Annotated in this window: 22 protein-coding genes; 9 read left to right on the forward strand and 13 right to left on the reverse strand. The window is 71.8% G+C overall.

Annotated features, from left to right (window positions below):
• Positions 1-49: 49 nt before the first annotated feature.
• The 5 genes from B207_RS0115520 to B207_RS0115540 form a co-directional block, all read right to left on the reverse strand.
• Positions 50-451 carry a cobalamin B12-binding domain-containing protein gene (locus B207_RS0115520; protein WP_018637466.1) on the reverse strand — a complete coding sequence of 134 codons (402 nt, stop codon included), beginning with the start codon at positions 449-451 and terminating at the stop codon, positions 50-52.
• Positions 451-2,028, reverse strand: a complete 1,578-nt coding sequence (locus tag B207_RS0115525; RefSeq protein ID WP_018637467.1) for a methylmalonyl-CoA mutase family protein — start codon at positions 2,026-2,028, stop codon at positions 451-453. The genes B207_RS0115520 and B207_RS0115525 overlap by 1 nt, the downstream gene beginning before the upstream one ends.
• Positions 2,029-2,136: 108 nt before the next feature.
• Entirely contained in the window at positions 2,137-3,570 is a 1,434-nt protein-coding gene (locus B207_RS0115530; RefSeq protein ID WP_018637468.1) for a FadD3 family acyl-CoA ligase, read from the reverse strand.
• Complete coding sequence (locus B207_RS0115535) at positions 3,567-4,745, reverse strand: amidohydrolase family protein (protein WP_026311088.1); 1,179 nt, start codon at positions 4,743-4,745, stop codon at positions 3,567-3,569. The genes B207_RS0115530 and B207_RS0115535 overlap by 4 nt, the downstream gene beginning before the upstream one ends.
• A gap of 117 nt (positions 4,746-4,862) precedes the next feature.
• Positions 4,863-6,395, reverse strand: a complete 1,533-nt coding sequence (locus B207_RS0115540; RefSeq protein ID WP_018637470.1) for an AMP-binding protein — start codon at positions 6,393-6,395, stop codon at positions 4,863-4,865.
• A gap of 115 nt (positions 6,396-6,510) precedes the next feature.
• Here B207_RS0115540 and B207_RS0115545 point away from each other — a divergent pair, with 115 nt between their 5' ends.
• The gene (locus B207_RS0115545; RefSeq protein ID WP_018637471.1) at positions 6,511-7,242 is read left to right on the forward strand and encodes an enoyl-CoA hydratase/isomerase family protein; all 732 of its coding nucleotides are present in this window, start codon (positions 6,511-6,513) and stop codon (positions 7,240-7,242) included.
• A 63-nt stretch (positions 7,243-7,305) separates the two neighbouring features.
• On the opposite strand, the gene B207_RS0115550 is transcribed toward B207_RS0115545, so the two are convergent.
• On the reverse strand, positions 7,306-8,514 hold the full coding sequence (locus B207_RS0115550; RefSeq protein WP_018637472.1) for a CaiB/BaiF CoA transferase family protein: 1,209 nt from the start codon (positions 8,512-8,514) through the stop codon (positions 7,306-7,308).
• 306 nt (positions 8,515-8,820) lie between these two features.
• Positions 8,821-9,864: an NAD(P)H-dependent amine dehydrogenase family protein gene (locus tag B207_RS0115555; RefSeq protein WP_018637473.1), complete on the reverse strand. Its 1,044-nt coding sequence runs from the start codon at positions 9,862-9,864 to the stop codon at positions 8,821-8,823.
• A 531-nt stretch (positions 9,865-10,395) separates the two neighbouring features.
• Between B207_RS0115555 and B207_RS0115560 the strand changes: the two genes are divergently transcribed.
• The 6 genes from B207_RS0115560 (at position 10,396) to B207_RS0115585 (ending at position 17,397) form a co-directional block, all read left to right on the forward strand.
• Positions 10,396-11,160, forward strand: coding sequence for an SDR family NAD(P)-dependent oxidoreductase (locus B207_RS0115560; protein WP_018637474.1), 765 nt, complete (start codon positions 10,396-10,398; stop codon positions 11,158-11,160).
• Positions 11,161-11,524: 364 nt separating this feature from the next.
• Complete coding sequence (locus B207_RS0115565; protein ID WP_018637475.1) at positions 11,525-12,742, forward strand: CaiB/BaiF CoA transferase family protein; 1,218 nt, start codon at positions 11,525-11,527, stop codon at positions 12,740-12,742.
• A 32-nt stretch (positions 12,743-12,774) separates the two neighbouring features.
• On the forward strand, positions 12,775-13,602 hold the full coding sequence (locus B207_RS0115570; RefSeq protein ID WP_018637476.1) for an SDR family oxidoreductase: 828 nt from the start codon (positions 12,775-12,777) through the stop codon (positions 13,600-13,602).
• 89 nt (positions 13,603-13,691) lie between these two features.
• Positions 13,692-14,483 (forward strand): PaaI family thioesterase, encoded by a 792-nt coding sequence (locus B207_RS0115575; protein WP_018637477.1) that lies wholly within the window; start codon positions 13,692-13,694, stop codon positions 14,481-14,483.
• A gap of 81 nt (positions 14,484-14,564) precedes the next feature.
• Positions 14,565-16,190: a thiolase C-terminal domain-containing protein gene (locus B207_RS0115580; RefSeq protein WP_018637478.1), complete on the forward strand. Its 1,626-nt coding sequence runs from the start codon at positions 14,565-14,567 to the stop codon at positions 16,188-16,190.
• Between the two features lie 19 nt (positions 16,191-16,209).
• On the forward strand, positions 16,210-17,397 hold the full coding sequence (locus tag B207_RS0115585) for a cytochrome P450 (protein WP_026311089.1): 1,188 nt from the start codon (positions 16,210-16,212) through the stop codon (positions 17,395-17,397).
• Positions 17,398-17,473: 76 nt separating this feature from the next.
• Here the strand turns inward: B207_RS0115585 and B207_RS0115590 are convergent, their stop codons facing one another.
• The 5 genes from B207_RS0115590 to B207_RS0115610 form a co-directional block, all read right to left on the reverse strand.
• The gene (locus B207_RS0115590) at positions 17,474-18,367 is read right to left on the reverse strand and encodes an SDR family NAD(P)-dependent oxidoreductase (protein WP_018637480.1); all 894 of its coding nucleotides are present in this window, start codon (positions 18,365-18,367) and stop codon (positions 17,474-17,476) included.
• A gap of 78 nt (positions 18,368-18,445) precedes the next feature.
• Positions 18,446-19,351 (reverse strand): LLM class F420-dependent oxidoreductase, encoded by a 906-nt coding sequence (locus B207_RS0115595; protein WP_018637481.1) that lies wholly within the window; start codon positions 19,349-19,351, stop codon positions 18,446-18,448.
• A 160-nt stretch (positions 19,352-19,511) separates the two neighbouring features.
• The gene (locus tag B207_RS0115600; RefSeq protein ID WP_018637482.1) at positions 19,512-20,222 is read right to left on the reverse strand and encodes a response regulator; all 711 of its coding nucleotides are present in this window, start codon (positions 20,220-20,222) and stop codon (positions 19,512-19,514) included.
• A gap of 216 nt (positions 20,223-20,438) precedes the next feature.
• Positions 20,439-21,911 (reverse strand): FAD-dependent monooxygenase, encoded by a 1,473-nt coding sequence (locus B207_RS34050; protein WP_018637483.1) that lies wholly within the window; start codon positions 21,909-21,911, stop codon positions 20,439-20,441.
• Positions 21,912-22,164: 253 nt separating this feature from the next.
• Positions 22,165-22,347: a lasso RiPP family leader peptide-containing protein gene (locus B207_RS0115610; RefSeq protein WP_018637484.1), complete on the reverse strand. Its 183-nt coding sequence runs from the start codon at positions 22,345-22,347 to the stop codon at positions 22,165-22,167.
• Between the two features lie 364 nt (positions 22,348-22,711).
• Here B207_RS0115610 and B207_RS0115615 point away from each other — a divergent pair, with 364 nt between their 5' ends.
• Positions 22,712-24,238 carry an NAD(P)/FAD-dependent oxidoreductase gene (locus B207_RS0115615; RefSeq protein ID WP_018637485.1) on the forward strand — a complete coding sequence of 509 codons (1,527 nt, stop codon included), beginning with the start codon at positions 22,712-22,714 and terminating at the stop codon, positions 24,236-24,238.
• 79 nt (positions 24,239-24,317) lie between these two features.
• On the opposite strand, the gene B207_RS0115620 is transcribed toward B207_RS0115615, so the two are convergent.
• Positions 24,318-25,457, reverse strand: coding sequence for a glycerophosphodiester phosphodiesterase (locus B207_RS0115620; RefSeq protein WP_035740833.1), 1,140 nt, complete (start codon positions 25,455-25,457; stop codon positions 24,318-24,320).
• 172 nt (positions 25,458-25,629) lie between these two features.
• Between B207_RS0115620 and B207_RS39790 the strand changes: the two genes are divergently transcribed.
• Positions 25,630-25,791 (forward strand): hypothetical protein, encoded by a 162-nt coding sequence (locus B207_RS39790; protein ID WP_018637487.1) that lies wholly within the window; start codon positions 25,630-25,632, stop codon positions 25,789-25,791.
• Positions 25,792-25,793: the final 2 nt, after the last annotated feature.

The raw sequence follows: 25,793 nt of genomic DNA on the forward strand, positions 1-25,793 counted from the left end.
ACTTCGATGTCACGCCCACCCGCACGCCCGTCCGGCGGCACGGGGTGCGTCAGGGCGACGTGGACGCCGCGGTGAGTTCCCGGACCCGGCTGACGACCTCGTCCAGCGGGGTGCCGGTGGGGAAGACGGCGGCGGCGCCGGCCTCGAGCAGGCGCGGGACGTCCGCCGGCGGGATGGTCCCGCCGACCACGACGGCGATGTCGCCGGCGTCGGCGGCCCGCAGCGCCTCGACGGTGCGGGTCGTCAGCGCGATGTGCGCTCCGGAGAGGATGCTCAGGCCGACCAGCGCGACGTCCTCCTGCAGCGCGATCGTGACGATGTCCTCGATCCGCTGGCGGATGCCGGTGAAGACGACCTCGAAGCCGGCGTCCCGCAGCGTCCGCGCGATGATCTTCGCGCCGCGGTCGTGCCCGTCCAGGCCGGGCTTGGCGACCAGTACCCGGGCCGGCATCAGAACACCACCGGCTGCTGGAACTCGCCCCAGACCGCCTTGAGGGTGGCGACCATCTCGCCGACCGTGCAGTAGGCGTTGGCGCAGTCGATCAGGTTGTGCATCAGGTTCCCGGTCCCCTCCGCGGCGCGGGCCAGCGCGTCGAGGCTGGCCTGCACGGCCGCGCCGTCGCGTTCGTCCTTCACCTTGGCCAGCCGCTTGAGCTGCCGCTCGCGGCCTTCCGCGTCGAGCTCGTAGGTGGCCAGGTCGGGCGCCGGCTCGTCGGCGACGAACCGGTTCACGCCGACGACCGGCACCGTTCCGCTCTCGATGTCCTTGTGTAGCTGGTAGGCCTCGTCGGCGATGAGGCCCTGCAGGTAGCCGTCCTCGATGGCGCGGACCATGCCGCCGTGCTGCTCGAGATCGTCCATGATCTCGATGATGCGGGCCTCGGTGGCGTCGGTGAGCGCCTCGACGAAGTACGAGCCGCCGAGCGGGTCGACGGTGCGGGTCACGCCGGTCTCCAGCGCCAGGATCTGCTGGGTGCGCAGCGCCAGCGTCGCCGACTCCTCGCTGGGCAGCGCGAACGGCTCGTCCCAGGCGGCGGTGAACATCGACTGGACGCCGCCGAGCACCGAGGCCATCGCCTCGTAGGCGACCCGCACGATGTTGTTCTGCGCCTGCGGCGCGTACAGCGACGCCCCGCCGGCCACACAGCCGAAGCGGAACATCGATGCCTTGTCGGCGGTCGCGCCGTAACGCTCGCGGACGATCGTCGCCCAGCGCCGCCGGCCGGCCCGGTACTTGGCGATCTCCTCGAAGAAGTCGCCGTGGGTGTAGAAGAAGAAGGAGACCTGCGGGGCGAACTGCTCGATCGTGAGCCGGCCCCGCTCGATCACGGTGTCGCAGTAGGTCACGCCGTCGGCGAGGGTGAACGCCATCTCCTGCACCGCGTTGGCGCCCGCGTCGCGGAAGTGCGCGCCGGCGACGGAGATGGCGTTGAAGCGCGGCACCTCGGCGGCGCAGAACTCGATCGTGTCGGCGATCAGGCGCAGCGACGGCTCCGGCGGCCAGATCCACGTCCCGCGGGAGGCGTACTCCTTGAGGATGTCGTTCTGGATCGTGCCGGTCAGCTTCGCGCGGGGCACCCCCGCCTTCTCCGCGGCGGCCACGTAGAACGCCAGCAGGATCGCGGCGGTGCCGTTGATGGTGAAGCTGGTGCTGATCCTGTCCAGCGGGATGCCGTCGAAGAGCACCTCGGCGTCGGCGAGGGTGTCGACGGCGACGCCGACCCGGCCGACCTCCTCGGTGACCTCCGGGTCGTCGGAGTCGTACCCGCACTGGGTCGGCAGGTCGAGTGCGACGGACAGACCGGTGCCGCCCTGGTCGAGCAGGTAGCGGTAGCGGCTGTTGGACTCCTCGGCGGTGCCGAAGCCGGAGTACTGGCGGAAGGTCCAGGTGCGCCCCCGGTACCCGGACGCGTAGTTGCCGCGGGTGAACGGGAACCTGCCTGGCTCCGGTGGTTCGGCCCCGCGGTCGGCGGGCCCGTACAGCGCGCTGACCGGCAGGCCGGAGTTGGTCTGGAAAGAATCGCTCATCGTCGTGTCGTTACCTTCTGGAGACGGAACGTCAACACCGACCCCGGGCCCGGCGGGCGGCTTGCGCCGCTCCCCCCGGGCCCGCGCCTGGACCTCGGGCAGCTGGTGCTATCGCAGCTGGTCCTTCATAACTTTCCCTGACGCGTTCAGCGGCAGGCTCTCCAGGAACTCGACGGACCTGGGCACCTTGAAACCGGCCATCTTCCCCCGACTCCAGGTGATCAGCTCCTCCTGGGTGACCGGCCCGCGCCGGACCACGAAGGCCCTGCCGACCTCGCCGAGGCGCTCGTCGGGCACGCCGATCACAGCCGCCTGCGCGACCGCGGGGTGCTCCAGCAGGAAGCCCTCGATCTCCGCCGGGTAGGCGTTGAAACCGCCGACGATGAACATGTCCTTCTTGCGGCCGACGATCCGCAGGTAGCCCCGCTCGTCGAGGGTGCCGAGGTCACCGGTGTGCAGCCAGCCGTCGGCGTCGATCGTCTCCGCGGTGGCGGCCGGGTCGTCGAGATAGCCCTGCATCACCGTGTAGCCGCGGATCAGCACCTCGCCGTCGGCCGCGATCGAGACCTCGACGCCGTCGCAGGCCTTCCCGACCGTGGTCGCGATGTCCTCGAAGGAGTCACCGGGCCGCGAGGCCGTGGCGGTGCCCGCCTCGGTGAGCCCGTAGCCGGTCATGATCGACCGGAACGGCAGCTCCTCCTTCATCCGCCGGATCAGCTCGACCGGGATGTCGGCCGACCCGGTGACGGCGCACCGCAGCGAGGACAGGTCCGCGTCACCCTGGGCCGCGAGCAGCGAGTGGTAGAGCGTCGGCGGCCCCGGGAGCATGGTGATCCGCTCCCGCTCGATCAGCGCCAGCAGCCGGTCCATCTCCAGGACCGCCATCGGCACGATCGTCGCGCCCCGGATCAGGGCGGCGACGATCCCCGCCTTGTACCCGAAGTTGTGGAAGAACGGGTTGACGATCAGGTAGCGATCGCCCTCCCGCAGATCCGCCTGGTTGCACCACTCCTCGTACAGCCGCAGCGTCTGCGCGTGGTTCATCATGACGCCCTTGGGCCGCCCGGTCGTCCCCGAGGTGAACAGGATGTCGGCGATCTCCTCGCCGTCCACCACCACCGGCTTCTCCAGCGGCGTGCCCCGGTCGAGGAAACCCGACCTGATGTCGACCGCGGGAACGGCGGTGACGCCCTCGTAGGACTGGCCGAGGAAGCCCTCCTGCACCAGGACCATCTTCGCCCCGCTGCGGGTGAGGATGTCGTTGGCCTCCTCGGCCTTGTAGCGGGTGTTCACCGGGACGAGGACGCCGCCGGCGGTCAGCAGCCCGAAGGCCGCGATGATCCACTCGGCGGAGTTCGGCGCCCAGATCGCGACCCGGTCACCCTTGCCGACGCCCGCCTGCGCGAACGCGCCCGCGGCCGTGCGGACACGGCCGACCAGCTCGGTGAAGGTGAGGCGCAGCTCACCGTCGACGACCGCCTCGGCAGCACCGAAGCGGTCGGCGGCGCTCAGCACCATCTCCGGGATGGTCGACCAGGTCATGCGTCGATCAGCCTGGCGAGGTTGCCGCCCATGATCTTCGCCTTGTCCTCGTCGCTGAGGTTCGCCAGCACGTCGACGTAGCTCACCGGGTCACCCAGGCCCTCGGGGTGCGGGAAGTCGGAGCCGAAGAGCACCCGCTCGATGCCGAGCAGCTCGCCGAGCTTGGCCATGTCCTCCTCCCAGAAGGGGCTGACATGGATGTTGCGGCGGACGACCTCGACCGGGTTCTCGAGGAACTGCTGCGGGTACTTCTTGTAGACGTCCTTGAGCTCGCCGAGCAGCGGGGCGACCCAGGAGGCGCCGTTCTCGACGACGGCGATCTTCAGGTCCGGGAACCGGGACAGCGCGCCGTGGCAGACCAGCGCCGCCACCGTGTCCTGGATCGGGCGCCACTGGCCGATCATCCGGAACGCGTCCGGCTGGAACGGCAGGTACTCGCGGGTCTGGCCTTCCCAGTCCTGGGTGTAGCGGTTGTAGCCGCTGTCGGACGAGTGCAGGCCGACCAGGATCTTGTGGTGCACCACCCGCTCCCAGAACGGGTCGAACTCGGGCAGGCCGAACGACCGCGAGCCGCCGTAGCCGGGCACCGGCGCCGGGCGGATCAGGATGGCGCGGGCGCCGCGCTCGACGACCCACTCCAGCTCCTCGATCGCCTTCTCGACGATCGGCAGCGTGATGACCGGGGTGGTGAAGATGCGGTCCTCGTAGTTGAACTTCCACGTCTCGTACAGCCACTCGTTGAGCGCGTGGATGACGACGTGCGTCAGCTCCGGGTCGTCCCGCATGCGCTCCTCGATGAGGCTCGCCAGCGTCGGGAACATCAGCGTCCGCTCGATGCCCTGCTCGTTCATCAGCTCGAGACGGGACTTCGGCTCGCGGAACGCCGGAATGGAGCGCATCGGCTTGCCGATGATCTCACGGTAGGACTTGCCCTCGGGGTTGCCGAGGCGGAAGAAGTCCTCCTGCGCACCCGGGCGGGCGACGACCTCGAAGGTCGGGTTGGGGATGTACTCGCTGATCTGACCCCGGATCGCGATCTTCGTACGCCCGTCGATCTGGACGTACCGGATCGCACCCTTGAACTCCTCCGGGAGGTGCTTGGTGAACGCCTCCTCGGTCTCGTACAGGTGGTTGTCCGCGTCAAAGATGGGGTACGGCGGCACGCGCGTAGGCATGAGATCCTCCCTTACTGATAAGGAGAACCCTATTCTCTTCCCTGCCCCGCCGCAATGTCTACCGCCGGTGCCAGGGTCCTCCACGGCCACCGGGCCTGTCACTGGGCGCCACCGGGCCTATCGCCGGGCGAGGCCGCGGCGCAGGACGGCCTTCTGGATCTTACCGCTGGGGGTGCGTGGGAAGTCCGCCGTCCCGAGAACCTCCTCCGGCCACTTCTGCCGGGCCAGGCCGGCCCGCTCGAAGTGGGCACGCACCTCCTCCAGCGTGGGCAGGACGGCGCCGGCCTGCAGCCGCAGCACCGCCGCCGCGTGTTCCCCGAGCCGGGCGTCGGGTGCGGCGACCACGGCGGCCTCCGCGACACCGGGCATGGTCAGCAGCACCTCCTCGACCTCCAGCGCGCTGATGTTCTCCCCGCCGCGGATGATGAAATCCGCCTTGCGGTCGACAATGGTGAGGTAGCCGTCCTCGTCGAGCACGCCGACGTCACCCGTGCGGTACCAGCCCTCGGCGTCGAAGACCTGCGCCGTCAGCTCCTCGTCGAGATACCCCAGGCACAGGTCGGGCCCGCGGCTGAGGATCTCGCCGTCCGGCTCGAGGCGGATCTCCACCCCCGGCAGCGGGTCGCCGTCGGTGAACAGGCGCTTGGCCTCCGGGGCGGTGTAACGCGACCCGGTGATCGAGGGATGCTCGGTGCTGCCGTAGGAGCGGAACACCGTCATCCCCAGCCCGGCCAGCCGGGTGGTGACCGCGGCCGGAACCGAGGAGCCGCCGAGGCCCGCGTACCTCATCCCGGCCAGGTACTCCGGGGTGAAGTCGGGATGGTCGAGCAGACTCGTGACGAAGTAGGTGGCGCCGCCGCCGACGGTGAGGCCGTCGGTGCGCATCAGCTCCAGCGCCTTCCCCGGGTCCCAGACGTCCGCCAGGTTGATCGGGCGGCCGTCCAGCACCGGGATCAGGAACGCGTTGAGCATGCCGATGAAGTGCCCGACCGGAGCGGCGGTGAGCTGACGGCCGCGGTCGGGCGGGTAGAGCCCGGCGAGCTGGCGGGTCTCGAAGCCCAGGGTCTGGTGGCTGTGGATGACGCCCTTGGGGTCGCGGGTCGTCCCGGAGGTGAACGCGATCACCGCGGGCGACGCCGGGTCCGTCGCGACGACACCGGCCAGCGGCTCGTCGGCGAGCAGGTCGTCGAAGTCGCGGCCGACCACGCCGACCACGGGGACGCCGGCGCACAGGTCGGGCTGGAACTCCATCCGCCCGAAGCCCTCCGCCGTGACGAAGACCTTCGGCGCGGTGCGCTCCAGGATGTAGCCGAGCTCTTTGCGGCCGTAGAAGTGCACGACGGGGACCACAACCGCCCCGAGCAGCGCCGAGGCCCAGAAGGTCGCGGCCGCCTCCATCCAGTTCGGCAGCTGGAACACCACGACGTCGCCGGGGCCGACGCCCCGCGCGCGCAGCCCGGCCGCGAGCCGGCGGGCGACCCGCTCGACGTCGGCGAAGGTGCCGCTCCACGGCCGGACCGCCGAGTGCACGCGGAACTGCGCGTCCGGCGCCGCCGCCAGGCCCGCGGCGAGAATGTCGCCCAGCGTCTCCTGTGTCCACCAGCCTTCGGACTCGTACCGTTTGACCAGGTCGGGGGGGACCGTGCGCATGCCACGAGCTCCGATCTCTGCCGCGATCACCTGTGCACGCAGGGCGATAATGGTACTCTCAATTGTAAAGAATTCTATTCTCAGATAACTATATTCTCAAGGTGGAGCGGGGTCCATGATTGATCTTGAGCTCGAGGACGGGCTCGCCGTCATCACGATCGACCGACCCGAGGCCCGCAACGCCATCTCGCTGGCCACCATGGGCGAGCTGGAGAAGGCTCTCGACGCCGCCGAGGGCGCCGGCGCGCTGGTCATCCGAGGCTCCGGCGACCGGGCGTTCGTCTCCGGCGGTGACCTCAAGGAGCTCGCGGCCCTGCGGACCGAGGACGAGGCGGCCGCGATGGCGCTGCGGATGCGTGCCATCTGCGACCGGCTCGCCGACTTCCCCGCTCCCGTGATCGCCGCCGTCAACGGGCATGCCCTGGGCGGCGGAGCCGAGGTCGCGGTGGCGGCGGACATCCGCGTCGCCGCCGACGACATCAGGATCGGTTTCACCCAGTCAACTCTGGCGATCATGCCCGCGTGGGGTGGCGCCGAACGGCTCGCCGCACTGGTCGGCCCGGGCCGGGCCCTGCTCCTCGCCGGCACCGGCCAGACCCTGACCGCGCCCGAGGCGGAGCGCCTCGGCCTGCTCGACCAGGTCCTGCCCCGCGCCGACTTCGACGCCGGCTGGCGGGCTCTCGCCCACTCCCTCACCGCTGCCCCCGCCCGAGCGATCAAGCATGTCATCGGGCGTCCCGGTGCCCCGGTGTCCGCCGAGGAGGCGGCCCGGACGTTCGCGCGGCTGTGGGTGGACGACGCGCACTGGGCCGCCGTCGAGCGTGCGACCGCCAAACGCTCCCGCTGACACCGTCGAACAGCCTCGCGGCCGTGGGGGGACGGGGCCCGTCCCCCCACGGCCGCGTGCCGATCAGGTGACCGCGCCGGCGGTCTTCAGCTCGATGATCCGCTCCCAGTCGAGACCGAGCTCCATGAGGATCTCCTCGGTCTGCGCCGCGAACTCCGGCGCCGGGCCGAGCTGGGGCGCGCCGACGTCGAACTGCACCGGGCTGGAGACCACCTCCATCTCACCGGCGGCGGACAGCAGGTACTCGTTCGCCCGGATCTGCGGGTCGCTGCCGACCTGCAACGAGTCCTGCACCGGCGCCCACGGGCCGGACAGCGTGCCGAGGCGCTCGGTCCACTCCGCCAGCGTGCGGGTCGCGAACACCTCGCGGAGGATCTCGACGGCCTCCGCGGTGTGCTTCGCGATCTCCTCGGCCGAGGAGAAACGCGGGTCGTCGATCAGCTCCGGCCGGTCGATGTGCCGGCAGACGTCCGCCCAGTACCGCCCCGGCTGCAGCATCACCAGTGACAGGAAGCGGTCGTCCGAGGTGCGGTAGAGGCCGGACAGCGGGTTGCTCGGCGACCCGTGCCCGCCCGGCTCCGGTGCCTGCAGTGCCTCGTCCAGCAGCAGCGACAGCGCGATCGTCTGGCCCATGGCCCACAGACCGCTGCCCAGCAGGGAGACGTCGACGACCGACGGCTCGCCGGTGCGCTCGCGCCTGAACAGGGCCGCCGCGATGCCGCCGGCGAGGTTCGTGCCGGAGATCGTGTCGCCGTAGGCCGGGCCGGGCGGTGGCGTCATGCCCTTGTGGCTGCGCGGCGTGATGCTGGCCGCGGACGACGCCCGCGCCCAGAACGCCGTCATGTCGAAGCCGCCCTTGTCGGACTCCGGCCCGCGCGGGCCGAGCGCGCTGCCCCGAGCGTAGATGATCTTCGGGTTGAGGGCGCGGATGTCCTCGACGTCGATGCCGAGCTTCTGGCGCGAACGCGGCAGGAAGCTGGTGAGGAAGACGTCGGCGCGCCGGACCAGCTCGTCGAGGACCTCCTTGCCCTCCACGCTGGCCATGTCGAGGCCCAGGCTGCGCTTGCCGCGGTTGGCGTGCCAGATGTTCGGGTTCGGGCCGTCGCCGACCTTGAGGTTGCCGGTCTGCTTGAGGCCGCGCTGCGGGTCACCGGTCACGGCGTGCTCGACCTTGATGACCTCGGCGCCCCAGTCGGCGAGGACCCCGCCCGCCGAGGGCACGAACCCGTACATCGCGACCTCGAGAACGCGGATCCCCTCAAGTGGCTTCATGTGCCATCCTCCCCGATCGCCATGCTCAGCACGAACTCCTCCAGACCACCACTGCGACTCCCGGGCACCCGCCGACCGGCGCGCCACGGTGCCGGCCCCGACCACCACTGATCAGCGGTGGTCGACCCCGTGGGACGGGGCTCTGGCGGCACCCGGAAAGGATGCCCGAAAGTTACATTCTCAGAACACGGGAATCAACCAACAGCACTACGAGAACCACCGGCTCAGCCCGGGTGCCGGCGCCGTGCGGGGCGCCGTCCTGGGCGCCCGCACCCGGGTCCGCCGGTCGGCCGCGCCGCGGGCGTCTCAGCCCAGCCCGGTCGCGAAGATCTGCGGCAGCTCGATCGAGGTACGGATGCCCGGCGCGGCGGCCACGACGACCGGCACCGCGTTGACCGCCCGGTTGGCGGTGTACGCCGGGGAGACCTCCGCCATCCGTTCCAGCGGGGTCGGGAACCGCAGGTCGATGTCGAGCGGCGCGTCGCCCTCGACGGAGATGTGCCACCCGGTGTCACGCAGGTCCCACGCCGGTTCCAGGTCGGTGGTGCAGTACCAGTTGGCCCGGAAGCTCATGACCTCGCGGCCGCCCCGCATACCGGAGACCGTGAGCCGCTGGGCCGCGACCGTACCCGGCTCGATCGTCCCCGCGGCGATGTGCACGGGTCGTGGTGAGACACCGACCTCGCCGGAGCCCTCCACCGAGTCCAGCGGCATTCCCAGCGTCTCGGCGACGAGCTCCAGCGACGGCCCGAAACTGATCACGCCGTGGGCCAGCCGGGCCTCGTCGACGCTCGCCGGCGGCTGGCCGAAGCCCATGACGTCGAACAGCAGCCCGGGCGAGTTCCGCTTGGACAGGTCCGCGAACTCCTGGATGACGAGCCGGTCCAGCCGGCGCTGGATCGACGACAGCGCCAGCGGGATCGCCTCGGAGATGAACCCCGGGCTGCTCCCGGTGCTGTGCACGGACGTCCCGCCCTGCTCGCAGGCGGCCTCCACCTTCTTCCGCACATCCGGGTCGATGTTCGCCAGTCGGTGGAACTCTCCGCGGGTCGTGACGATGTTGGCCCCCGAGGCGAGGATCCGGCTCACCTCGTCGGCGTCGAAGTACCGGGGCATGTAGAGGACGCAGTCGGCACCGAGCGCGAGGATCTCCTCGACATCCCGGGTGGCTGTCACGCCGGTCGCGTCGACCCCGCACAGGTCGCCCGCGTCGCGGCCCGCCTTCTCCTCCCCGTGCACCAGCACACCGGCTAACGCGAGACCTGGGTGCTGGATCACCGCCCGCAACGCGTAGGTACCGATGTTGCCGGTGGCCCACTGAACAACCCGCAGCTGACCCACGTCTGCCATCCCCAATCGACTCGTCGATCTGTCGGACACGGCACCGTGCCCGACGCCAGCGGAACATCCGGGCATCGCGCGGGATCGGCCGAGCGCTGGCTGGCGGGCAGCACGGACCTGCGGTCGCTGTGGTGGCGCGGCGTCCGCCGGTGCGGCCGTCCTGGTGCGCTGGTGCGCTGCGGGCCGGCTGCCCCGTGCGCGGGCGCCTCGTGCATCGGCGCTTCACGCATCAGCGTTCACGCATCGGCACCCTGTGCGTCGCGGTGCACCATGCGTCGCGGTGCACCGCGCCGGGCGGCGCCCTGTGCTTTGCGCCACAGCCTAAGCTCGTTCTGACCTGGGCGTCAATATTGTCGACAGCGGCCGGCCACTGCCCTGTGGCGGGCCCAGAACCGGTCAGACCAGGCGGGTACCGGCGCGGCGTGAACGCCTCGGCGCTCGGCGGCCGCAGCAGACAATCCACCGTGTCGCCGTGGCCACCGGCGTGTGCGCACCGGGGTGCGCGACCGCCCGCCCGCGCATCATCACGCTGGAGGATTCGTGCAGCTCAACGGACAGTCGACACTGGTGACAGGCGGAGCGTCGGGCCTCGGCCTGGGCACCACGCGGGTCCTGCTGGAGCGCGGCGCGTCGGTCACCATCGTCGACCTGCCCTCCTCCCCGGGCAAGGAGGTCGCCGCGGAGCTGGGCGTGCGCTTCGTCGCCGCGGACATCACCGACACCGACCAGTTCGAGGCGGCGCTCGACGCGGCCGCGGCCGACGGCCCGCTGCGCGGGGTCGTCCACTGCGCCGGCCGCGGCGGTGACCGGCTGCGCATCCTCGACCGCGAGGGCCAGCCCGGCGCGATCGACAGCTACGCCGACATCATCCGGATCAACCTGGTCGGCACCTACAACGTCGTGCGGCTCGCCGCGGCGCGGATGGCGCGCAACTCCGAGCTCCTCGACGGCGACCGCGGCGCGGTCGTGCTGACGGCGTCGGTCGCCGCGTTCGAGGGCCAGATCGGTCAGACGGCCTACGCCAGCGCGAAGGCGGGCGTGCGCGGCATGACCATCGTCGCCGCCCGCGACCTGGCCAGCTGGGCGATCCGGGTGAACACCATCGCGCCGGGTGTCTTCGAGACGCCCATGCTCGGGCGGCTGCGGGACGACATCCGCGACGGACTGGCCGCCGGTGTCCCGCACCCGAAGCGCCTCGGCACACCGGCCGACTTCGGCCGCCTCGCCACCGACCTGCTGGAGAACGGCTACATCAACGGCGAGGTGATCCGCCTCGACGGCGCGCTGCGGATGGCACCTCGCTGACCGCGGCCCCTCGCTGACCGCGGCACCTTGTCGACCGCGGCACCTCGCTGACCGCGGCGTCCTGCGTCAGCGGTGCCTGGCCTCCGCGGCGCGGGCGTGAGAGTGTCGTCACAGACGTGACGACGGTGTGACAAGCCGGTCCTGACCGCACCCGTGCCAGGCCTGACCGCGGGCGAGTCCTCCGCCCGCACTGCTGGTGACCGCAGTTCGAGATCGCCAGATCAGCGGCTATGGCCCAGCCTCCCGCGGGCTGGGCGCGGCCCGCAGACCTGGACCGGCCCCTGCGAACCTGGTATCGACGTCAATGTTAAATATTCGTCGGCCGGCCGAACCCTCGACCGCGGGCGCGAGCAGGAGGATGGTCATGACACCGGTCATGCAGGGCGTCCGGATTCTCGAGGTCGCAGAGCACACGTTCGTCCCCGCCGCCTCGGCCCTCCTGGCCGACCTCGGTGCCGACGTGATCAAGATCGAGCACGTCGAGCGCGGTGACGCCATGCGCGCCCTGGCCTCCTCGGGGATCGCCGTCGTCCCGAAGGACGTCCACGTCCTGCTCGAGCACTCCAACCGGGGCAAGCGCAGCCTCGGCCTCGACCTCACCTCCGAGGCGGGGCGCGACATCCTGTACCGGATCGCCGCGACGTCCGACGTCTTCCTGACGAACAAGCTGCCGAGCGTGCGCACCAAGCTGCACGTGGACGTCGACGACATCCGCACCCACAACCCGAAGATCATCTACGTGCGCGGCACCGGTCAGGGTGAGCGGGGGCCGGACGCGGACCGCGGCTCGTACGACTCGCTGGCGTTCTGGGCCCGCTCCGGCGTCGCGGTCGGGATCATGCGGCCCGAGTACGGCCACGTGCCCGTACCGCCCGGGCCCGGCTTCGGGGACTCCATCGGCGCGATGACGATCGCCGGTGGCATCATGGGCGCGTTGTTCCACCGGGAGCGCACGGGCGAGGCCACCACGGTGGATGTCTCGCTGCTCTCCTCGGCGGTGTGGTCGATGGGCCAGGCCATGGCGCTGTCGCTGCTGCTCGGCGTGCCGTGGACGCCCCCGCCGGCGGACCAGCAGCGGATGAACCCCCTCAGTGGCAACTACCTGACCTCCGACGGCCGCTGGCTCTCCTTCACCTGCCTGCAGGCCGGAAAGTACTGGGCGCCGATGTGCGAGGTGATCGAGCGCCCGGATCTCGTCACCGACCCACGCTTCGCCGACCACGCCTCGCTGCTGGCCAACAGCGGGGAGGCGATCGCCATCCTGGTCGAGGTCTTCGCCGCGCGCCCGCTCGCCGAGTGGCGCGAGCGGCTGGCGACCTTCGTCGGCCAGTGGACCGTCGTCCAGGACACCCTGGAGGCCGCGGCGGACCCGCAGTCGATCGCCAACAGCTATGTCCAGGAATGCACGACCGCGGACGGGATCCCCTTCCAGCTCAGCACCGTGCCGGTGCAGTACGACGAGCAGCCGGCACCGCCGCGCCGCGCGCCGCAGTTCAACGAACACGGCGACGAGATCCTCGCCGAGCTGGGCCTGGACCAGGAAGCCGTCCTGGATCTGAAGATCCGTGGCGTCGTCGCGTAGCACTCACACCAGACACGATCAGGAGACAGAAGATGACGCTGTTTGACGCCTTCCGCTTCGACGGCAAGCGGGTCGTGGTCGTCGGGGGCGCGACGGGCATGGGTGCCGCGGCTGCCGAGCTGGCCGTCAGCGCCGGCGCCGAGGTAGTGGTGCTCGACTACGCCGACATCAAGCTCGACGGTGTCCAGGCGATCCACGTCAACCTCGCCGAGTCCGCCTCGATCGACGCCGCGCTCGCGCAGCTCGACGGGCCCGTGCACGCGCTGATCTCCGCCGCCGGTGTCGCCGACGGCACACCAGGCATCGAGAAGATCAACTTCATCGGGCACCGCTACCTCATCGACCGGCTGCTCGCCGCCGGCCAGCTGCCCAGCGGCTCCGCGATCGGTTTCATCTCCTCCGCCGCGGGTCTCGGCTGGGAGGCCAACCTCCCGCAGCTCAAGGAGTTCCTGGCCATCACCGACTTCGACGAGGCCTCGAAGTGGGCCGTCGAGAACGGCAAGGCCGACTACATGAACAGCAAGCAGGCCGTCTGCGCCTATGTCGCCACCCAGGCGCTGCCGCTGCTCAAGCAGGGCATCCGCATCAACGCGATCTGCCCCGGCCCGACCGACACCCCGCTGGCGCAGGACAACAAGGAGACCTGGCTGGGCTTCGGCGCCGACTACCGGGCCGAGGTCGGCATCGAGGCCGCGACCTCGCTGGAGCAGGCCTACCCGCTGCTGTTCCTGGTCAGCGCCGCCGCCTCGGCGATCAGCGGCATCACGATCGTCACCGACTCCGGCTACTTCTCCTCCGGCCTCACCGAGACCTACCCGGCGGCCACCCCCATCGTCCGTTACCTGTCCGGCCGCAGCTAGTCCAGCGGGCCGGTCTCCTCGGCCTGGCATGACGCCCGGCCGAGGGACCCGGCCAGGGGGCCCGGAAAGGGACCTCGGAAAAGGGACGGATGACGACAACAAGCAGTGACGGCCTGCGGCGCGACGGGCATATCATTCTCGAACTGGGATTCGAGGCCGCGCGGGTCGGCGACGAATTCCACGGAACGGCGGCCGTCGTTCCGGAAATGTTCGCGCCCGGCACGTCCAGCGTGCGGACGTCCATTCTCGCGACCTGGGCGGACGTGGTCGCGGGACGCACGATGATGGGTTACATCGCTCCGCGGGTCCCGGTCACGCTCGACCTCGACATTCACGTCCACCGTCCGCTGCGGGAGACCGAGCGGATCGACGCCACCGGCCGGCTGGTGAAGAACGGCCGGTCGGTCGCCGTCATCGAGATCGACTTCACCGGGGCGGACGGGGAGAGCCTCGCCCTCGGCGTGGCGTCCTTCATGGCCGCCCCGGATCCGTCCGTGCTGCTGACCCCGGAGATGTCCCGGGAGCCGGACGTCTCACTCCCCCGGCAGCGGCTGCGCGAGCCCTTCGCCCGGCGCGCCCGGTGCGAGATCCGTGAGCCCGGCGTCGCCGTGCTGCCGCGGACCGACGACGGGCTGAACGCCGCGCGGACCCTCAACGGCGGGCTGATCGCGCTCGCCGCCGAGGAGGCGGCGCTCTCGCTCACCCCGGGAACCTCCCTGTCGCTGCTGGCGCTGCGGTACCTGCGCCCGGTGCGCACCGGGCCCGCCGTGGCGACGGCGACCGTACGATCCGGTCTCGGCCGGGTCGAGGTCCGGGACGCCGGCGACGACCGGCTCGCCGTCTACGCGACCACCAGGGCCTTCCCCGTCTCGGCGGACTGATCGACACGAGCGGGACTGATCGACACGAGCGGGACTGGCCACCCGGGCGGGACCGACCACACGAGAGGACGAAGAGCAGGCATGCGCCCACTTCCCGAGATCACCCCAGCGACCGAGTGGTTCTGGAAGTCCGGGGCTGACGGGAAGCTGCGGGTCCAGGGCTGCAACGACTGCGGCCAACTCGTGCACCCCCCCGTACCCATCTGCCCGCGGTGCCGCAGCCGCTCGCACGCGCCCACCGAGGTCTCCGGCCGGGCCACCGTCGTCGGGTTCACGATCAACGCCCAGCAGTGGTCACCCGCGTTCAAGCCGCCCTACGTGATCGCGAACGTGGCCCTGACGGAGGACGCCGGAGTCCGGCTGACCACGAACATCACCGGCTGCGAGCCGACGGACGTCCACATCGGGCAGGAGGTGGCCGTCCGCTTCGAGCAGCACGAGGACGTCTGGCTCGCCCTGTTCGAACCGACCGGCGGCACCGACCCGACGGACCGCGTCGGCGAGCCCGACCTGCCCGCCCCCCGCGCGCCGCTGAGTGCCGACCGCTTCGAGCACCGCGCGGTCCTGTCCGGGATCGGCCGGTCCCGGATCGGCCGGCGGCTGATGGTCGATCCGCTGGAGCTCACCGTCGACGCCTGTCTGAAGGCCGTCGCGGACGCCGGCCTCACCCTCGACGACATCGACGGTCTGTCCACCTACCCCGGGCCGACCGCGATGGGGATGAGCGAGGGCGGCGTGACCGCCGTCGAGGAGGCCCTGCGGCTGCACCCCACCTGGACGAACGGTGGCGGTGACCTGCCCGGACCGGGCGGTTCGGTGATCGCGGCGATGCTGGCGGTCGCCTCCGGGCTGTGCCGCCACGTGCTGTGTTTCCGGACCGTGTGGGAATCGACCTACCGGGCCCTCGGGCTGGGCGCGCCCGGCGGGCGGTCCTCCAACTCCAGTTCGCTGTGGCGCGCGCCGTTCGGAGCGATGTCCGCCGCGAACTGGATCGCGATGAACGCGAACCAGTACTTCCACCGGTACGGCGCCGACCGGGAGATGCTCGCCGCGATCGCGCTGAACGGCCGCGCGGGCGCCGCCCTCAACCCGAACGCGATCTACCGCGACCCGCTCACCCTCGACGACTACATGTCGGCCCGGATGGTCACGACCCCGTTCGGCCTGTACGACTGCGACGTGCCGTGTGACGCCTCGATCGCGGTCGTCGTCTCCGACGCCTCCGTCGCCGGGGACCTGCCGAAGCCGGCGATCCGGGTGGAGGCCGTCGGCACACAGATCCTGGAGCGGGTCTCCTGGGACCAGGGGATCATCACCCACGAACCGCAGGTCCTCGGCCAGGCCGCCCACCTGTGGACCCGGACCGACCTGCGCCCCGCGGACGTCGACCTGGCCCTGGTCTACGACGGCTTCACCTTCAACGCGATCTCCTGGCTGGAGGGGCTCGGCTTCTGCGGCATCGGTGAGGCGCAGGACTGGCTGGACAAGGGCCGGCGCATCGCGCTGGACGGCGAGCTGCCGCTGAACCCGCACGGTGGCCAGCTGTCCGAAGGCCGCACCCACGGCTACGGCTTCTTCTACGAGGCGGTGACCCAGCTGCGGCACGAGGCCGGCGAACGCCAGGTGGCCGACGCCCGGACCGCGGTCGTCACCTCCGGCGGCGGCACCCCCTCCGGCGTCCTGCTGCTCCGGCGCGACGGCGTCTGACCCTGACATAGTGTGCGCCATGACGGAGTTAACCTGGAATCCCTACGACAAAGTGCTTCACCTCGCGCCCTACGATGTCTGGCGCGAGCTGCGCGACGAAGCGCCGGTCTACCGGAACGATGAACTGAATTTCTACGCGTTGTCGCGGTACGACGACATCGAGGCCGCCCACCGCGATCCGCAGACCTATAGTTCGGCGTACGGCACCGTTCTTGAGATCATGTCTCCGGAGCCGATGCAGACCGGCCACATGATCTTCCTCGACCCGCCGACGCACACCGAGCTGCGGACCCTCGTCTCCCGGGCGTTCACTCCCCGGCGGATCTCCGCCCTCGAGGACAGCATCCGGGCCCTGTGCGCGGAGATGCTCGACCCGCAGATCGGTGGCGACGGTTTCGACTTCGTCCAGGATTTCGCCGCCGAGCTGCCATCCAAGGTGATCTCCGAGCTGATCGGCATCGACCCGGCGGACCGCGAGGAGATGCGCCGCCTCATCGATCTGACCTTCCACATCGAGGAGGGCGCCGGCATGGTCAACGACGTGTCGTTCGGCGCCCAGATCGAGATGCATGCCTATCTGACCGAGCAGCTCGAACTGCGCCGCTCCCAGCCGCGCGACGACATGATGACCAGCCTGGTCCAGGCGGAGATCGTCACCGACAACGGGGTCCGCCGCCTCTCCAACCAGGAGGCCGCCGACTTCGCCAACCTGCTCATCAGCGCCGGCACCGAGACGGTCGCCCGCCTGCTCGGCTGGGCCTGCTCCGTGCTCGCCGAGCATCCCGACCAGCGGGCCGAGCTCGTCGCGGACCCGTCGCTGATCGGCAACACGGTCGAGGAGCTGCTGCGCTACGAGGCACCCTCCCCCGTCCAGGGCCGCACGCTCACCACCGACGTGGAGCTGCACGGCACCCGGATGCCGGCGAAGTCCCGGGTCCTGCTGATCACCGGCTCGGGCGGCCGCGACGAGCGCAAGTACCCCGACGCGGACCGGTTCGACATCCACCGCCGGTTCGACAGCCATGTCTCACTTGGCCACGGGGTGCACTTCTGCCTCGGCGCCGCGCTCGCCCGACTGGAGGCGCGGGTCGCCCTGGCGGAGACCCTGCGCCGCTTCCCCGAGTGGGGCGTCGACCACGAGCGCGCGGTGCGGCTGCACACCAGCACCGTGCGTGGCTACGAGAAGCTCCCCATCACCCTGGGTTGATCCCCCGGCGGGCACTGCCCGGCCGGCGCTGCCCGGCAGCCGGGCAGCCCGGCTGCCGGGCTGCCGGCCGGTGCCGTCACTCGTCGCCGAGAGCCACCGGCCTGCCGGTCGCGGGGTCGACCGCGGCGAGGACGTGCGCCGGGGCGTGGTTCGACCAGCCGACCTTGGGCCAGTTCAGCCAGCCGGACGACGCATAGGTGCCGCCGTCGGGGTGCAGCGTCGTCCCGGTGACGTAGGCGGACAGTGCGGAGGCGAGGAAGACCACGCAGCCGGACACGTCCGTGACGTCGCCGGGCCGGCCCATCGGGATCCCGACCCGGACACCGACGGGCGTCGAGTAGGCGTTGTCGCCGCCCCCGGACATCTTCTGCATGTTCGGGGTCGGGGTGTAGTCCGGGGCGACGTTGTTGACCCGGATGCCGCTCGGGGCGACCTCCACGGCCAGGGTGCGGCCGAACTGCTCGACGGCGGCCTTCGCCGCGGCGTAGACGGCGAAGCCGGGCGCGGCACGGTGCGCCTCGACCGTGGTCAGGTTGACGATGCTGCCGCCGCGCCCACCGGCCTGCATCCGCGGCACGGCCAACGAGCAGGTGTGCAGGATGTGCGTCAGGTTCTGCCGGATCAGCGCGTCCCAGCCCTTCGGCCGGGTCTCGACGAACGGCGCCCGGAAGGTGCCGCCGACCACGTTGACCAGGGTGTCGAGCCGGCCCCAGGCCTCGTCGACCGCGGTGAACAGCCGCGTGAGCTCCTCGGGGTCACGCGCGTCGCCGTGGTGCACGATCGCGTCGGCGCCCTGCTCCTTCAGCGTGGCCCGCAGCGCCTCGACGGCGGGCCCGTCGATGTCGATGACCGCGAGCCGTACGCCGTTGGCGGCGAGGTCCGTGGTGACTGCGCCCCCGATCCCGCCCGCTCCGCCACTGATGACGGCGACCGTGCCCGCCAACCCACCGCGATCCTCGAACCAGCCCACGCCGGACCTCGCCTCCACTCCATGTCAGATGCACATCGGTCGCGCCTGCGCGGCGCGGTCAGATCAGGTCAGGTCAGGTCAGGTCAGGAAGGTCTCGCCGAAGGCCTCGACGAAGGCGATGGTCTCGGCGGCGGAACGGGTGCGGGACGAGATCACCGTCCAGGTCACACCGGCCTTCTCGATCTCGGCGAGGGCCTCGCGATGGCGGTCCACGTCGGTGGTGACGGCCTCGGCGGAGGTCACGCCCGAGTAGGAGTAGGACACGTCGATCAGGTCGGTGCGGCCGTTCGCCGCGGCGGTGTCCCGCATCTCGCGGATCATGCCGCCGAGGTCCGCGAGAGACCCGATCGAGACCGTCCGGGCGGTGGTCGACAGCTCCGGGCCGCCGCCCATCGCCATCCAGCCCTGCCCGCGCGCGGCCACCCGCCGGCGGCTCAGCTTCGAGTTGCCGCCGATCCAGATCGGAATCGGGTCCTGGACGGGCCGGGGCTGTGCGATCACGTTGCGGGCGTCGAAGTGCAGGCCCTTGAAGCTGAACGGCTCGCCGGACCAGTGTAGCGGCAGGACGTCGAGGATCTCGTCGAACAGGGCGTTGCGCTCCTCGAAGTCCACCCCCAGCGCGTAGAACTCGGACTTCTGGTAGCCCGTGCCGATACCCAGCGTGAACCGGCCGCCGGAGACCTTGTCGACGGTCGCCGCCGCCTTGGCGAGCAGGAACGGGTTGCGGTAGGGGGCGACCGACAGGTGGGTGAGCAGCCGCAGCCGCTCGGTAACGGCGGCCACGTAGCCCAGGCCGACGAACGGGTCGAGGCTCTGGTGCCCGCCGTTCTCCAGCCAGCGGGCGCCGGGAACCGGGTGCTCGGTGAGGGACAGCGCGTCGAACCCGGCCTTCTCGGCGGCCCGGGCGACATCCCCGAGCGGTCCGGGGTCGAGGAAGTCGCCGCTGGTCCCCGACGTCTCCGGGTAATGAAAGATGTAGCGCATCGTGTCGTCGCCCTGTCCGTGCGTCGCGGCGTCCGTCTTTGCTCTGCCTCTCGTGTCTACCAGAAAGTAGACACCGACGTCAGAAATGCGCGCCCGACCGGGTAGGAGACAGGCGGGTGGGGGGCGGGCGGGCGCGAACCGCCGGGCGGATCGCCGCAGGTCAGGGCTGGAAGCGGTAGCCCATGCCGGGCTCGGTGGTCAGGTGGCGCGGCCGGGTCGGGTCCGGTTCGAGTTTGCGGCGCAGCCGGTTGATGTAGAGCCGCAGCGACGAGGTGTCGTCCGGGTAGGTCGGGCCCCAGACCTCGCTGACCAGCGCGCGACTGCTGACCAGCTTGCCCGGGTCGCGGGCCAGTGCGTCGAGCAGTCGCCATTCGGTCGGCGTCAGATGCACCGGCGGCACGCCGTCCCCGCGGGCGGTCACCGACCGGGCGGCGAAGTCGACGCGGTAGCCGCCGACGTCCACCGCCGGCCCGGTCTCGGCCGCCGGGGACCGCCGGCTCACCGCGCGCATGCGGGCGAGGAGCTCCTCGACGGAGAACGGCTTGGTGACATAGTCGTCGGCACCGGCGTCCAGAGCGGCGATCTTCTCCGGCCCGGACGTCCGGCCGGACAGCACGATGATCGGCACCCGGGTCCACCCCCGCAGACCGCGGATGACGTCGATGCCGTCCATGTCGGGCAGGCCGAGGTCCAGCACCACGAGATCGGGCGGATGCCCGGCGGCCTCGGACAGCGCCTGCCCGCCGTCGACCGCCGTCCGCACCTCGTAGCCCCGGGCGCGCAGCGTGATCCGCATCGCCCGCAGCAGCTGGGGCTCGTCGTCGACGAACAGCACCCGCACGCCGGGCCGCGGCCCGGACCCGTCGCCCATCAGCCACAGCTCCCGTCCCGCGCCCGTCGATCCAGCATGCCAGGGCGGCCGGGGCCGCTCACCCGACAGCTCGGGCTGGCAGGAGTTCGCGGAGGCTGTGGTCCGATGGCGAGGCCCGCAGGCCCGCAGGCCCACGGGCCCGACGGCCCGACGGCCCGGCGCCGCTGTCCTCGGGCTACGCCAACGCGATCAACCGCCGAGGCCAGGTCGTCGGCTTCACGAGCCCGCAGGGCGGGCGCCGGATCCCCCTGCTCTGGCAGGCTGCCGTCTGACGTCGCCGGTCGCGCCCGGCCCGGTCCCCCCCGGCGGCCCGGCCGGAACCACGGGCTCGGGCCGCCCCGCGGGCTCGCGCGACACCGCAGGTTCGGCCGGTTCGACCGGTTCGGCCGGCCTCCCGGACCCCGCCGGCGCAGCGGGCCGGGTCGCGTCGGCGGGCAGCGGGCGGGCGGGCAGGACCGGCTCACCGCGCCGGCGGGCCAGATACCACCGCAGGCCGGTGTCGAGCGCGCGCTGGGCCCGGCGCACCACCGGCAGCTGCATCGCCCGGTGGATCTGGTAGCGCCACGGGGGCTGGTCGCTCTGGCGGACCGCCATCGCGTACGCGAACTCGACCGGATCGGGGCCGCCCGCGCCCGCCGGCATCCGGTCGAGCAGCGCGTCGACCCGTTCGAACCAGGCCATGCTCGTCCGCGCGCGGGCCTGCAGCGGAGCGAGGGCGGCGTGGCCGTCCCGGTCGAACTGGGCGAGCGCCCCGGGGACGTCGTCGTGCTCGTAGAGCATCTGGGCGAGCATGACTCCGTCCAGCATCGCCAGCGCGGTGCCGGAGCCGAGGGTGAAGTGGGTGGTGTGGGCGGCGTCGCCGAGCAGCACCGTGTTGCCGGCGTACCAGCTGCGGTTGCTGATTTGGGCGAAACGCTGCCACCGGGCGGGGCGGCCGGGGTGGTCGATCAGGCCCTGTCCGCCGAGCGGGCCGGCGAAGATCTCGCTGAGGCGCCGGCGTACCTCGCCGGCGTCCGCGGTGGCGAACCCCAGCCGCTCCCAGGTACCCGGCGCGCATTCGACGATGCAGGTGCTGATGTCCGCGCTGGACGGGTAGGCGTGGAACCACACCCAGCCCGCCGGAGTGCGCTCGAAGGCGAAGGTGAAGTTGTCGAAGCGCCGCGGTGTCCCCAGCCAGATGTACTGGTTCGCGCCGAGGTCGGTCCGGGTGCCGAACTGGCCGTCGAACATCGTGCGCAGCTGGCTGTTCGCGCCGTCGGCGGCGACGACCAGGTCTGCGTCCGGGCGGGACGGCGTCCCGACCCCGCCGAGGGCTCCCAGGTCGGCCAGGTCGGTCAGGTCCGCGATCTCGCGCCGGTGTTCGACGTGCACCCCGAGCTCGACGGCCCGCCGGGTGAGGATCTCCAGCAGGGCCGACCGCTGCACGCTGAACCCGTAGCCGGCGAAGTGCGCGACCCGGCCCGGGCCGAGACTGATCCGCTGCTCCTGCCAGAGCGCGGACGCGGCCCGGATCTCCCGGGCGCTGTCCGCGTCGTTACGGAACAGGACGTCGAGCAGGTTGTCCCAGTAGACGACGCCCCAGCCGTACGTGGCGGCCGGGGAGTCCCGGTCGATCACCGTGATCTCGTGGCCGGCGTCCCGGCGCATGGCGGAGATGGCGAAGTAGAGGCCGGCCGGCCCCCCACCCACGCAGACGATCCTCACGAGCCCCCCTGACCTGCGTAGAAGATGCTGCCGAAGAAAGATGCCGCCACACAGCGATGAACAGAGACGGCAGCTGAACAGAGACGGCAAAGGCCGTGCAGCTCGGATGATGATCACCGACCTGCACGACCGTGGGCGGGCCGCGGGGAAACGGGGCCCGCCTCGGGGCTCACGCCCCTGACTCGCCTTCTCGGGAGAGTGCGGTCACGCCCGGGAGAGTGCGGTCACGGCGCCGGGCTCACCAGCCCCAGCCGCCGCCCCAGCCCCAGCCGCCCCAGCCCCAGCCGCCCCAGCCGCCCCAGCCCCAGCCACGGCCCCAACCGCCGCCGCCACCACCACCGACGATCAGCACGCCGGCACGGGTCGAGTCTCGGAACGAGCCCTGGGCCTGGATCGCCGGTGCTTCGTATGTCGCCCTCATCGCGTACTCCTCACGTCCGAGTCACCTCACGTGATCTCCGGCTGGCCGGGCACCCGTAGCCATCCGACCTCGAAGGCCGACGATGGGTAGCACCCGTCCGATCTCTATCGTGCCCCCATCCGGTTCAGTGACGGTTCAGTCTCGTGACGTCACCATTCCGGTTCTGGTGTCACCACAAGCGACGATTTCGCCGCCCGGGAATCCCCGGCTCCTCCGGGCCGGAGCACGGGTTGGGACCGGCCCTCCAGGGAAGGCCGTCGCGAACGCCGGAAACAACGCCGGGAACACTGCCGGGGACGCGACCGCTCGCCCGATCGCGACCACTCGCCCGGATCGCGACCGCTCGCCGATGAGGAGCGCTGCCATGAGGAACTCGCCGACCGTCGCCCGCCTCATCCGCCAGGCCGAGCGCTGGCGCCAGACCGGGTCCGGGCCGACGGCAGCGACCACGGCACGGACCACGGACACGAACGCCGCCCCCGCCGAGACCACGACCGCGACCGCGAGCCCGCGGGAGGCCGCCAGTTCGCGGGAGGTCACGACCTCGCGGGAGGCCAGGTCCGCCCTCGCCGGGCGCGGTTCAGGCCGGCCGCGGGTGGTTGTCGTCGGCAGCGGCTACGCGGGTCTCGGCGTGCTCCGCTACCTGGAGGCTCGGCTGCCCGCGGGCGCGGCGGAACTCGCCGTCGTCTCCCCCGTCGACCATCTGCTCTACACCTCGCTGCTGCCGCAGGTCGCCGCCGGGGACATCGAGCCGCGGCACCTGGCGGTGTCCGTCCGCGGGACCCTGCGGCGGACGGTGTCCCACCTGGGCCATGCCACCGAGATCGACACCCGCGGCCGGACGGTCACCGTGCTCAGCCGGGCGGGCACGCCGTTCACACTGGGCTGGGACCGGCTCGTCCTCGCTCCCGGTGCCCACACCCGGACCTTCGACATCCCCGGTCTGGCCGAGCACGGGCTCGGGATGAAGAACCTGGCCGAGGCCGTCTACCTGCGCGATCACGTCCTGCGTCAGCTCGCCTACGCCGATGCCAGCGCCCAGGAGGCCGAGCGCCGGGCGCGCTGCACCTTCGTCGTCGTCGGCGCCGGCTACACCGGGACGGAGCTGGCCGCGCAGATGCGCCGGTTCACCGTCAAGGCGCTGGAGCAGTTCCCGCGGCTGCGGGTCGACGAGGTGCGCTGGCTGCTGGTCGACCTCGCCGACCGGGTCCTGCCCGAGCTGGACGAACATCTGGGCGACGGCGCGTCGAAGGTGCTGCGGGAGCGGGGGGTGGAGGTCCAGCTGTCCACCTCGGTCCGCGAGGTCCGTCCGGATGCGGTCACGCTCACCACCGGCGAGGTCGTGCCGGCCCACACACTGGTCTGGTGCGCGGGGGTGACCCCGAACCCGCTGGTCCGCGCACTCGGGACGGAGACCGTGCGGGGCCGCATCGTCGTCGACGACCAGTTCCGGGTGCCCGGCCTGCCCGGGGTGTTCGCGCTCGGGGACGCCGCCGCGGTGCCGGACACGACCCGCGGCGGCGTCCCCGCCGGGCAGACCGCACAGAACGCCGTCCGGCAGGGCACCGCCGCGGGACGGAACATCGCCGCCTCGCTCGGCTTCGGCGAGATGCGGCCGTACCAGCACCGCGACCTGGGCTTCGTCGTCGACCTCGGCGGGGCGGACGCGGTCGCCAACCCGCTGGGCCTGAACCTCTCCGGCCTGCCCGCCGCGGCCGTCACCCGCGGCTACCACCTGATGGCGCTGAGGTCGGCGACCAACCGGGCCTACGTGGCCGCCGACTGGTTGCTCAGCGCCCTGCTGAAGCCGCGGACCGTCCAGCTGGGTTTTCTGCCGCCACCGCAGGCCACGATCGCCGAGGTGGAGCAGACCGAGCTCTACCCATCCTGAGTTCTGGCCGGCTCCGCGGGGCCGCGGGCTCGTTCCCGCGGGAACCGGGCCCGCGGGAACCGGGCCCGCGGGAACCGGGTCAGCGGCCGGCGACCTCGGAACGGGCGACGACGCCGATGTCCGGGTTGTCGGTGAACACCCCGTCGATGCCGGCACGCAGGTAGGCGACCTGCTCGTCGATGGCGCGGCCGTAGTCGCTGGTGACGGTCCCCCGGCGCAGGCCCGGCGGCAGGAACTGGTTCTCCGCCCGGAACGTGTACGGGTGGACCAGCAGCCCGGCGGCGTGCGCGTCACGGACCAGAGCCGTCGGGGCGGCGAGCTTGCCGTCCGCGCCGACCGGGATGACCTGGCCCTTCTCCGGGCCGACGCCGTTCGCGTAGGCCGCGATGCCCTTCAGCCCGGCGGGGGTGATCAGGTCGGCGTAGGTGCGCGGGTCGCCGGCGGCGGCCAGGTCGTAGGGCGCCCCGGCCGAGCTCAGCAGCTGCACCGCGTTCGTCCGCAGGCCGCGGCGGCGCAGGTCGCCGAGGTTCTTCGTCTCGAACGACTGGACGAACACCGGCGCGGTGCGGGTGTTCAGCCCGTTGCGGTGCAGGATGTCCAGCAGCCGCTGCTCGAGGGCCAGCCCGGCCTGCTGGAAGTAGGTCGGGTGCTTGGTCTCCGGGTAGACGCCGATCTCGCGGCCGAGCTCCGACGACAGGCGGCGGCGCAGCTCCAGGACCTCGATGAAGGTCGGGATCTCGTACCGGCCGTCATACAGCGTGTTCTCCTGCCGGACCGCGGGCAGTCGCTCCTTCGCCCGCAGCTTCTTCAGCTCGGCGAGGGTGAAGTCCTCCGTGAACCAGCCGGTGACGGCGACGCCGTCCAGCTGCTTCGTCACCCGGCGGGCGGCGAACTCGGCGCGGTCGGCGACGTCCGTCGTGCCGCCGATCTCCGGCTCGTGCCGGCAGACGAGATGACCGTCCTTCGTCACCACCAGGTCCGGCTCGACGAAGTCGGCGCCCATCCGCGCGGCGAGCTCGTAGGAGGCCAGGGTGTGCTCCGGGCGGTAGCCCGACGCACCGCGGTGGCCGATCACCAGCGTCCGGTTCCCGCGGCCGGGACCGCCGGGGCGCCCGTCCGCCGGCGCGCCGGACCCGGCCGGAGCAGCCGAGGCGGCCGAGGCGGTGGCCACGACCAGCGGCGCGGCGGCGAGACCGGCGATCAGTCCGCGCCGGCCCACCCCCCGCCGGGACTGCGCCGACGGGTCGGCCGAGGGGTCACCGGCCGGTTCGCTGCCGCGAACATCCTGCCCGCGAGGCTCCACAGATCCTCCAGCGCGGCGACGGCGTCCGTCGCCGGCGGCGCGCGCCACCAAGCGAAGCAATCACGGAGAACGCGGGAACGGATCAGACATGACGGCCCGGGGTCGGGCGGACGGCGACTACGCCAACCGCAACAACGGAGCCCCGACACAGGTGGCCGACATCCGCCAGACGGGTGTTCTGCATGACATTCAGGTGAACACCCTCCGTACTGTCGCGGCGGCGACACCGGCAGGCCGTTCCGTGCCCTGATG

The organism is Parafrankia elaeagni, from assembly GCF_000374165.1.
Classification (GTDB): Bacteria; Actinomycetota; Actinomycetes; order Frankiales; family Frankiaceae; genus Parafrankia; species Parafrankia elaeagni.